Source organism: Arenimonas sp. (assembly GCF_019459675.1).
Taxonomy (GTDB): domain Bacteria; phylum Pseudomonadota; class Gammaproteobacteria; order Xanthomonadales; family Xanthomonadaceae; genus Arenimonas.
This window is the reverse complement of record NZ_JAIBFH010000393.1, coordinates 1-7,750: the sequence shown is the minus strand read 5'-3', so window position 1 is coordinate 7,750 and position 7,750 is coordinate 1. Positions and strand designations below refer to the sequence as shown.

The window sequence follows — 7,750 nt, the reverse complement described above, 5'->3', positions numbered from 1 at the left end:
GGGGCCGGGGGGGGGGGGGGGCGGGGTTTCTTTTAAATTACGCCACCCCCCCGACGGCCACTGTCACGCCACCCCGGCCGGCGACCCGGGGGCGGCGGGCCCCGGGCGGGGCCCGGGACGGCCTAGCGGCAGTGGCTGGGCAGCAGCTTCTGCGGGATGCCGTCGCCGCTGCACGACCAGGTGCCGTTCTCTTCCCGGGTCAGCAGAAGATGGCCCCCGCGCGCCGAATCGTCGGTGCCCAGCGTGCCCAAGGTCAGCTCAACGGCGCAGCGCCCGTCCTCCAGGGAGCCCACGTCCAGCGCGTCCAGGCCTGGGGTGGTCGGTGCCGCCAGGCCCAGTTCCGCGGCGTCGCGGGGGCAGCGGTCGGTGTTGGCGATGAACTCTTCCACCGCAACCTTGGCGCTCTGGCCCTCCACCTGCACCACGGCCAGCTTGCTGCGCGTCATGTAGTCCTGGTAAGCGGGCAGGGCGATGGCGGCCAGGATGCCCAGCACCACCAGCAGGAACAGCCCGCCGCCCACGACCACGGCCGCGGCGATCAAGCAGCCGTTGTTTTTTTTCACGGGGGCGTCGTCGGGCGGGCTTGCCGGCGCCGGCGCCTGGGCCGGAGCTGGGGGGACTACCGCGGCCAGGCCAAGCTCGTCGCCGAATGACCGCAGCGGGGCCCACTCCGCCAGGCCTTCGCGCCACACCAGGCTGTCGTTGCCCACCAGGCCCTGGCGATAAGCTTCCAGCAGCGCCTCGGCGCTGACCGGACCGTGGCGGTTCTGGCCGCCATCCACGAAGTACCAGTTGCTCATTAGCTTTCTCCCCTGGGGTCACGGACTTGGCCAAGCCCAATAAAAACGCCCGGCCGGGGCCGGGCGCTGGTGTTGCCGCGCCGGCTTCAGTGAACCGGCTCGGGCTCGTCTTCGAACATCTGGCTTTCCATCCAGGCGTAGGCCGCTTCCGACCCGGGCTGGTTGAACAGCACCATCAGCACGACCCATTTGAGGTCGTCCACGTCCACTTCGTCCTGGTCGAGCGCCATCACCCGGTCCAGCACCAGCTCGCGCTGGTCGGCGTCAATGACGCCGCTGTGCTCCAGGAACATCAGGAAGCCGCGGCACTCGCGATCCAGGCGGTCCAGCTCGGGGTCGGAGTACACGCGCACCGGGGTGTTGATCCGGGGCACGGTGGATGCCGGTCGCTGGCGAGCCAGCTCGTCGAGCCAGTCGAAGGCCTTGTTGATTTCCGAGGGGCTGAAGCCCGCCTGGATCAGGCCGTTCTGGAGTGAATCGCGGTCCCGGACGGCATCGGGGTCGTCGTAGAAGTAGTGTTCGAACAGATAGAGCAGTACGTCGAGTATGGTCTCTTTCATTACCCTCAGCCTGCGCCCTGGGCGCGGTGGGAAGGTCAGGATCGGCGGGAGTAGCGACCGTTGTCGGCTGTTACCCGCCCTTCCAGCTCCATGATCAGCAGCATGGAGGACAGGGCGGCCACCGTCAATCCTGTCCGCTCGGCCAGGTGATCCATGCCGGTGGGGTCATGGCCCAGCGCGGACCACAGCCGGTTGTGGTCGTCGTCGCCGGGTGGCTGTCCCGGCGCTGACTGTCCGGAGCCGGCTTCAGGGGGCTCGCCCAGCCGTCCGCGGAGGGCTTGTGCCAGGTCGGCGGCCACCGGCCCGAGTGCGGCCAACACCTCGGCGGGCGTTTCGACCAGGGCGGCACCGTCCCTGATGAGGCGATGGCAGCCGCGGGCCACCGGGTTGTCCGGGGAGCCGGGCAGGGCGAATACCTCGCGCCCGGCCTCGGCGGCCAGCCGGGCGCTGATCAGTGCGCCCGACCGCAGGGCCGCCTCCACCACCAGGGTGCCCAGGCTGAGGCCGGCGATGATGCGGTTGCGGCTGGGGAAATGGCTGGCGATGGCGGGCGTTCCCGGAGGGTGTTCGCTGACCACCGCGCCCTCGGCGGCGATGCGATGCATCAGCGCTTCGTTGTCGGCCGGGTAGGCCCGGTCCAGCCCGGTGCCGACCACCGCCACCGTGCGGCCCGCCGACAGGGCGCCCAGATGCGCGGCGGTGTCGATACCCTCCGCCAGGCCGCTGGTGACCACCCAGCCGGCGGCGGCGAACATGCGCGCGAACTGCCTTGCCCGCCCCTGGCCGCCCGGCGTGGGCCGGCGGCTGCCGACGACGGCGATCTGCGGGTGCCACAGCAGGCTGGCGTCACCCGCGACCAACCCCCGCCCCGGGGGCGCCGGCGCTCGCCGCAGCAGCGCCGGATAATCGGGATCGTGCCAGCCCAGGAGGCGGTGGTTCGCCGGGGCCAGCCAGGCCAGGTCGGCCTCCAGCTGCCCCTGGTCGGGCCGGTGCAGGGCCTGCCGTACATCGCCGGGCAGGGACAGGCCGGCCCCGTGGCGGGCAACCGCCAGGGCGCCCACGGGCGAAGCGCGCGACTCCAGCAGCGTGCGCAGCAGGGCGTCGGGCAGGCGGGACCGAAGCAGGATCAGCAGGGCGAGGTCGTTTTCCAAGGCCCCAATAGCATCGCGGCGCCCGAAGGCGCCGCGGTGTAGGAAAAGCTTACTGGGTGGCGTCGGGATGTTTCAGTACGTCGCCTGCATGGATCGGGCGCACGCCGCTCATCACCAGCGCATAGCTGACCTTGTCGAAAGTGCGGAACACCATCAGGTGGCCGACGAACTCATCGGGCAGCTTGACCGCGTCGGCCTTGGCCGAGAGGCGACTGCCGTGGGCCACGACGTCGGGCTTCATGACGCCCTGGCTCCAGATCGACATGGTGTGGCCGTTGCGGATGCCGTCGCGGGCACCCACCGACAGCGCCACCACCAGGTTCGGGCCCGCCTGCATGCCATCGGCGACCGACAGGATGCGGCCGTTGGCCGGCACCGTATCGGGCGCGCGCGGCATGAAGGTCAGGTCGTAGGGCTGGGCTTCGGACGGGGTGACGCGGTCGCCGGCGGCGATTTCGCGGCCTTCCTCGCGCAGCACCACCAGGGCGACTTCACCCTGCACCTGCGTTACTTCGCCGGTGGCGTGGACCTGCATCTCATAGCCGAGCACTTCGCCGGATGCCTCGCCAAAGCCCGAAGGCGTCGTCCAATGGCTGTGCTGGCGCTCGCTGCGGAAGGTGAGGTCGGAGCGACCCGGGCGTTCCTTGCCGCGGCCGCCGCCGAACACATAAACCGGGCGGGAGATGTCGACGATCATGCCGGGCGTGGCGCCGTCGAGGCCGCGCACGTAGACCGACTGGCCGGCCGTGCTGCGCAGGCGATCTTCTTCCAGGCCGACCACGTAGGGGAGCGACTTGGGGTCGTCCACGACGTTGAACTGCTTGAGAAGGGCCTCGATGTCGGAAAGCGGGATCGTGCTGATCGCCTCGCCGGCGCGCGGGCCTTCGGACGTGACCACCGGCCGGCCGTCGATGTAGACCAGGCTCAGCACGTCACCCGGATAGATCAGGTGCGGGTTCTGGACCTGCGGGTTGGCCTGCCAGATCTCGGGCCACAGCCAGGGCTTCGACAGGAAGCGACCGGCAATGTCCCAAAGGGTGTCGCCCTTTTTGACCGTGTAGGTAGTCGGATGATCGCCACGGACTTGCGCCGTGATGGACGCAGTGGCGAATGTGAGCAACGCGGCAGCAGAAACTGCAAGAAGCCGTTTAAACATGGCGACTATCCACCTGATTTTCCCCGGACAGGTTGCACGACTATAGCCCAGATACCAACCCTGAATGCAAGTCTGCCGAGGGTTATAATGTGGCTCCGGTCCCCTTGAGGTCCGGCCCCGTCTTCCCCATTTCGACCATCATGGCCAAGCTGAGCATCCTTGAATTCCCCGATCCCCGCCTGCGCACGGTGGCAAAACCCGTGGCGCAAGTGGACGACGCCATGCGTCGCCTGATCGACGATATGTTCGAAACCATGTACGAAGCCCCCGGCATCGGACTGGCCGCGACCCAGGTGGATGTGCACCTGTGCCTGCTGGTACTGGACGTAAGCGAAGACAAAACCCGGCCAATGGTCTTCATCAACCCGGTCATCCTCGAAACCGAAGGCAGCCAGGTCTACCAGGAAGGCTGCCTGTCCGTCCCGGGCATTTATGCCGACGTGAAGCGCGCCGACCGGATACGCGTGCGCGCTCTGGACCGCGACGGCCGGGAGTTCGAAGTGGACGCCGAGGGCCTGCTGGCGGTCTGCATCCAGCACGAGATGGACCACCTGGCGGGCAAGGTGTTCGTGGACTACCTGTCGCCGCTCAAGCGCGAGCAGGTGCGCAAGAAGCTGGCCAAGCAGCACCGCGACGCGGTCGCCTGAGGTGGCGCTGCGCATCGTCTTCGCCGGCACGCCCGGCTTCGCGGTGCCCTGCCTGCGCGCCGCCGCCGAGCGCGGTGAAGTGGTGGGCGTGTACACCCAGCCCGACCGGCCTTCGGGCCGCGGCCGCCAGCTGGCCGCTTCGCCGGTCAAGGCCGAGGCAATCGCGCTTGGCCTTCCTGTTTTCCAGCCGCTGAACTTCAAGTCGGTCGCCGCGCGTGAGCAGCTGCGACAGCTCCAGCCCGACCTGATGGTGGTGGTGGCCTACGGTCTGATCCTCCCGCAGTCGGTGCTCGACATCCCGCGCATGGGCTGCTGGAACGTGCATGCGTCGCTGCTGCCGCGCTGGCGCGGCGCCGCTCCCATCCAGCGCGCCATCGAGGCCGGCGACAGCCAGTCCGGTGTGTGCCTGATGCAGATGGAGAAGGGCCTGGACACCGGGCCGGTGCTGCTTTCCCTGGCCACGCCGATCAGCGCCGACGACACCGGCGGCACGCTGCACGACCGTCTGTCCCAGTTGGGCGCCGAAGTGCTGGCGGACGGCCTGAAACTGCTGCGTGCCGGCATGCGCTCGCTGGTGGTGCCGCAGCCCGATGAAGGCGTGACCTACGCCCACAAGCTCGACAAGGCCGAGGCGCGCCTGGACTGGAGCCAGCCTGCGGCAGCGCTGGCCAACCGCGTGCGCGCCTTCAACCCGTGGCCGGTGGCCGAAGCGGAACTGGCCGGCGAGCGTCTTCGCATCCACGACGCCCGGGCCATCGCGCTGGCGCACGGCCGCCCGCCCGGCACCGTGCTGGCGGCCACCCGCGAAGGCCTGGACATCGCCTGCGGCGAAGGCGCGCTGCGCCTGCGCCAGGTGCAGCGCGAAGGCGGCCGCCCGATGCCGGTGGCCGACTACCTCAACGCCCGCCCGGCGCTGAAATCGCCATGAACGCCCCGGCCGGTGCGGCCCTGCGGGCGCGCGCCGCACGGGCGCTTGCCGCCGTGCTGGGCGAAGGTCGGTCGCTCAAGGCCGTGCTCGGCTCGGTGCTGCCCTCGGTGCCCGACAGCCGCGATCGCGCGCTGCTGGAAGCCATCTGCTTCGGTGCGCTGCGGCACCGGCGCCGCTACGAATTCGCGCTGTCGCAGTGGCTGGCCAAGCCGCTGGCCGCGCGCGATTTCCCGGTGCATTGCCTGCTGTTGGTGGGCCTGGCCCAGCTGGACGCGCTGGGCCTGCCGGCCCACGCCGCCGTGGGCGCCACCGCCGAAGCCACCCGCGATCTTGGCCGCCCCCCGCTGGTGGGGCTGGTGAATGCGCTGCTCCGGCGCGCCAGCCGCGAACCGCTGCCGGTCAGCAGCGACCTGGCCATTGCCACCAGCCACCCCGACTGGCTGGTGCAGGCGCTGGCCGCCGACTGGCCCGACGACGTGGCGGCGATGCTCGAAACCAACAACCGCCCGGCGCCGATGTGGCTGCGGGTGAATCCCGGCCAGCTCGGCATCGACCGCCTGCTTCGCTCGCTGCGCGAAGACGGCCTGGCCGCCTCACCGTCGCCGCTGCTGGTGAATGCGGCCAGGCTGGACGATCCCATTCCGGTGGACCGCCTGCCGTTCTGGCACACCGGCGCGCTGAGCGTGCAGGACGGCGCGGCCCAGCTGGCCGTGCTGGCCCTCGACCCGCAGCCCGACGACCGCGTGCTGGACGCCTGCGCCGCGCCGGGCGGCAAGACCACGCAGATCGCCGAACGCCTGTTCCCCGGCGAAGGCGAACTGCTGGCGCTGGACATCGACGAGCGCCGCCTCGGCCGCGTGGTCGAGTACCTCGAGCGCCTGGGCCTGGACTACCCCCGCGTGCACGTGCAGCTGGCCGACGCCGCCACGCCGGACGCCTGGTGGGACGGCAGGCCTTTCGACGCCATCCTGCTCGATGCGCCGTGCTCGGCCACGGGCATCATCCGCCGGCAGCCCGACATCAAATGGCATCGCCGCGCCGCCGACATTCCTGCGGTGATGGCGCACCAGGCGCGCCTGCTCGACAGCCTTTGGCCGCTGCTCGCCCCCGGCGGCCGGCTGCTGTACGCCACGTGCTCGGTGCTGCGCGACGAAAACGAACGGCAGGTGGCTGCGTTCCTGGCGCGTACGCCCGACGCGGCCGCGCTGCCGCTGGACGAGCGCTTCGGTCGCGTCAGCGGCGCTGGCCGCCAGCGCCTGCCGGGCGAAGACGGCATGGACGGCTTCTTCTACGCCCTGCTGCGCAAGACCGCCTGAAACGCGCGTCAAAGGCGGCGACGCGGTGCTATCGTTCGCCGTCATGACGCCCGCCGACCGACGCCACGCCTGGATTTTCTTCGCCATCGCCTTCGCGGTGCTCGCTGCCGGATTCGGCCTGCGTGACCCGTGGCCGGCGGACGAGCCGCGCTTCGTGCTGGTGGCCAAGCAGATGGTCGAGAGCGGCAACTTCCTGTTCCCGCATCGCGGCATCGAGCTTTATCCCGACAAACCCCCGCTGTACTTCTGGATCCTCGCGCTGGCCTACGGCGCCATCGGCAGCTGGCGCTGGAGTTTCCTGTTGCCCTCACTGCTCGCCGGGCTGGGCACGCTGGCCTGCACCTGGGACCTGGGTCGTCGCCTGTGGTCGCCGCGCACCGGGCTGTGGGCGGCCATCGCGGTGCTGGCGAGCTTCCAGTTCGTGTACCAGTTCAAGCGTGCGCAGATCGACCCCACCCTGGTCTTCCTCACCACCGTCGCCTTCTACGGCATTTGCCGGCACCTGCTGCTGGGGCCGGCGTGGCGCTGGTTCTGGGGCGGCTGTTTCGCCGCGGGGCTGGGCGTCATCAGCAAAGGCGTGGGCTTCCTGCCGCTGCTGGCGCTGCTGCCCTTCGCGTTGATGGCCCGCGCACGCTGGCAGGGGCTGGCGCCGCTGGGGCAGGGCAACGGCTGGCGCTGGGCTGGCGCTGCGCCGGCCTTCCTGGCCGCCATCGCCCTGTGGCTGGTCCCGGTGCTGGCCGTGGGGCTCACCAGCGGCAATCCCGAACACCAGGCCTACCTTCAGAACATTCTTTTCAAGCAGACCGCCGAGCGCTATGTCGATCCCTGGCATCACTACGAGCCTGCCTGGTACTTCCTGGAAGTGATCGCTTTCTACTGGCTGCCGTTCTCGCTGGCGCTGCCCTGGCTGTTCAAGCCATGGGCGCAGGCCTGGCGCGAGCGCGACGCCCGCGTCTGGCTGCCGCTGGCCTGGGTGCTGCTGGTGCTGGCTTTCTTCAGCGCCAGCGCCGGCAAGCGCGACATGTACATCCTGCCGGCGCTGCCCGGGCTGGCGCTGGCGGCGGCACCGTTCCTTGCCGCCATCAGTCTGGGGGGCGGGGTGGGGGGGGGCGGGGGGGGGGTGGGGGGGGTGGTTTTGGGGGGGGGGGGGGGGGGGGGCGGCGGGGGGGGGGGGGGGGGGGCGGGGGGGGGG

The 7,750-nt window shown here is 70.5% G+C and carries 8 protein-coding genes; 4 read left to right on the top strand and 4 right to left on the bottom strand.

Annotation, left to right across the window (positions count from 1 at the left end; translation table 11 throughout):
- Positions 1 to 122: 122 nt before the first annotated feature.
- The 4 genes from K0M70_RS13045 to K0M70_RS13030 form a co-directional block, all read right to left on the bottom strand.
- Positions 123 to 800: a pilin gene (locus K0M70_RS13045; protein WP_290782633.1), complete on the bottom strand. Its 678-nt coding sequence runs from the start codon at positions 798 to 800 to the stop codon at positions 123 to 125.
- A gap of 86 nt (positions 801 to 886) precedes the next feature.
- Positions 887 to 1,360, bottom strand: coding sequence for a DUF494 family protein (locus K0M70_RS13040; RefSeq protein WP_290782631.1), 474 nt, complete (start codon positions 1,358 to 1,360; stop codon positions 887 to 889).
- Between the two features lie 35 nt (positions 1,361 to 1,395).
- On the bottom strand, positions 1,396 to 2,511 hold the full coding sequence (gene dprA / locus K0M70_RS13035; RefSeq protein WP_290782629.1) for a DNA-processing protein DprA: 1,116 nt from the start codon (positions 2,509 to 2,511) through the stop codon (positions 1,396 to 1,398).
- 49 nt (positions 2,512 to 2,560) lie between these two features.
- Positions 2,561 to 3,667, bottom strand: coding sequence for a LysM peptidoglycan-binding domain-containing protein (locus K0M70_RS13030; RefSeq protein ID WP_290782627.1), 1,107 nt, complete (start codon positions 3,665 to 3,667; stop codon positions 2,561 to 2,563).
- Between the two features lie 140 nt (positions 3,668 to 3,807).
- Between K0M70_RS13030 and def the strand changes: the two genes are divergently transcribed.
- From def to K0M70_RS13010, 4 genes are all read left to right on the top strand, one after another.
- On the top strand, positions 3,808 to 4,314 hold the full coding sequence (def, locus tag K0M70_RS13025; RefSeq protein ID WP_290782636.1) for a peptide deformylase: 507 nt from the start codon (positions 3,808 to 3,810) through the stop codon (positions 4,312 to 4,314).
- A gap of 7 nt (positions 4,315 to 4,321) precedes the next feature.
- Positions 4,322 to 5,242: a methionyl-tRNA formyltransferase gene (fmt, locus tag K0M70_RS13020; protein ID WP_290782635.1), complete on the top strand. Its 921-nt coding sequence runs from the start codon at positions 4,322 to 4,324 to the stop codon at positions 5,240 to 5,242.
- Positions 5,239 to 6,558 carry a 16S rRNA (cytosine(967)-C(5))-methyltransferase RsmB gene (rsmB, locus tag K0M70_RS13015; RefSeq protein WP_290782625.1) on the top strand — a complete coding sequence of 440 codons (1,320 nt, stop codon included), beginning with the start codon at positions 5,239 to 5,241 and terminating at the stop codon, positions 6,556 to 6,558. The genes fmt and rsmB overlap by 4 nt, the downstream gene beginning before the upstream one ends.
- A gap of 43 nt (positions 6,559 to 6,601) precedes the next feature.
- The coding region (locus K0M70_RS13010) for a glycosyltransferase family 39 protein (protein ID WP_290782623.1) at positions 6,602 to 7,750 on the top strand (1,149 nt) is incomplete at its 3' end.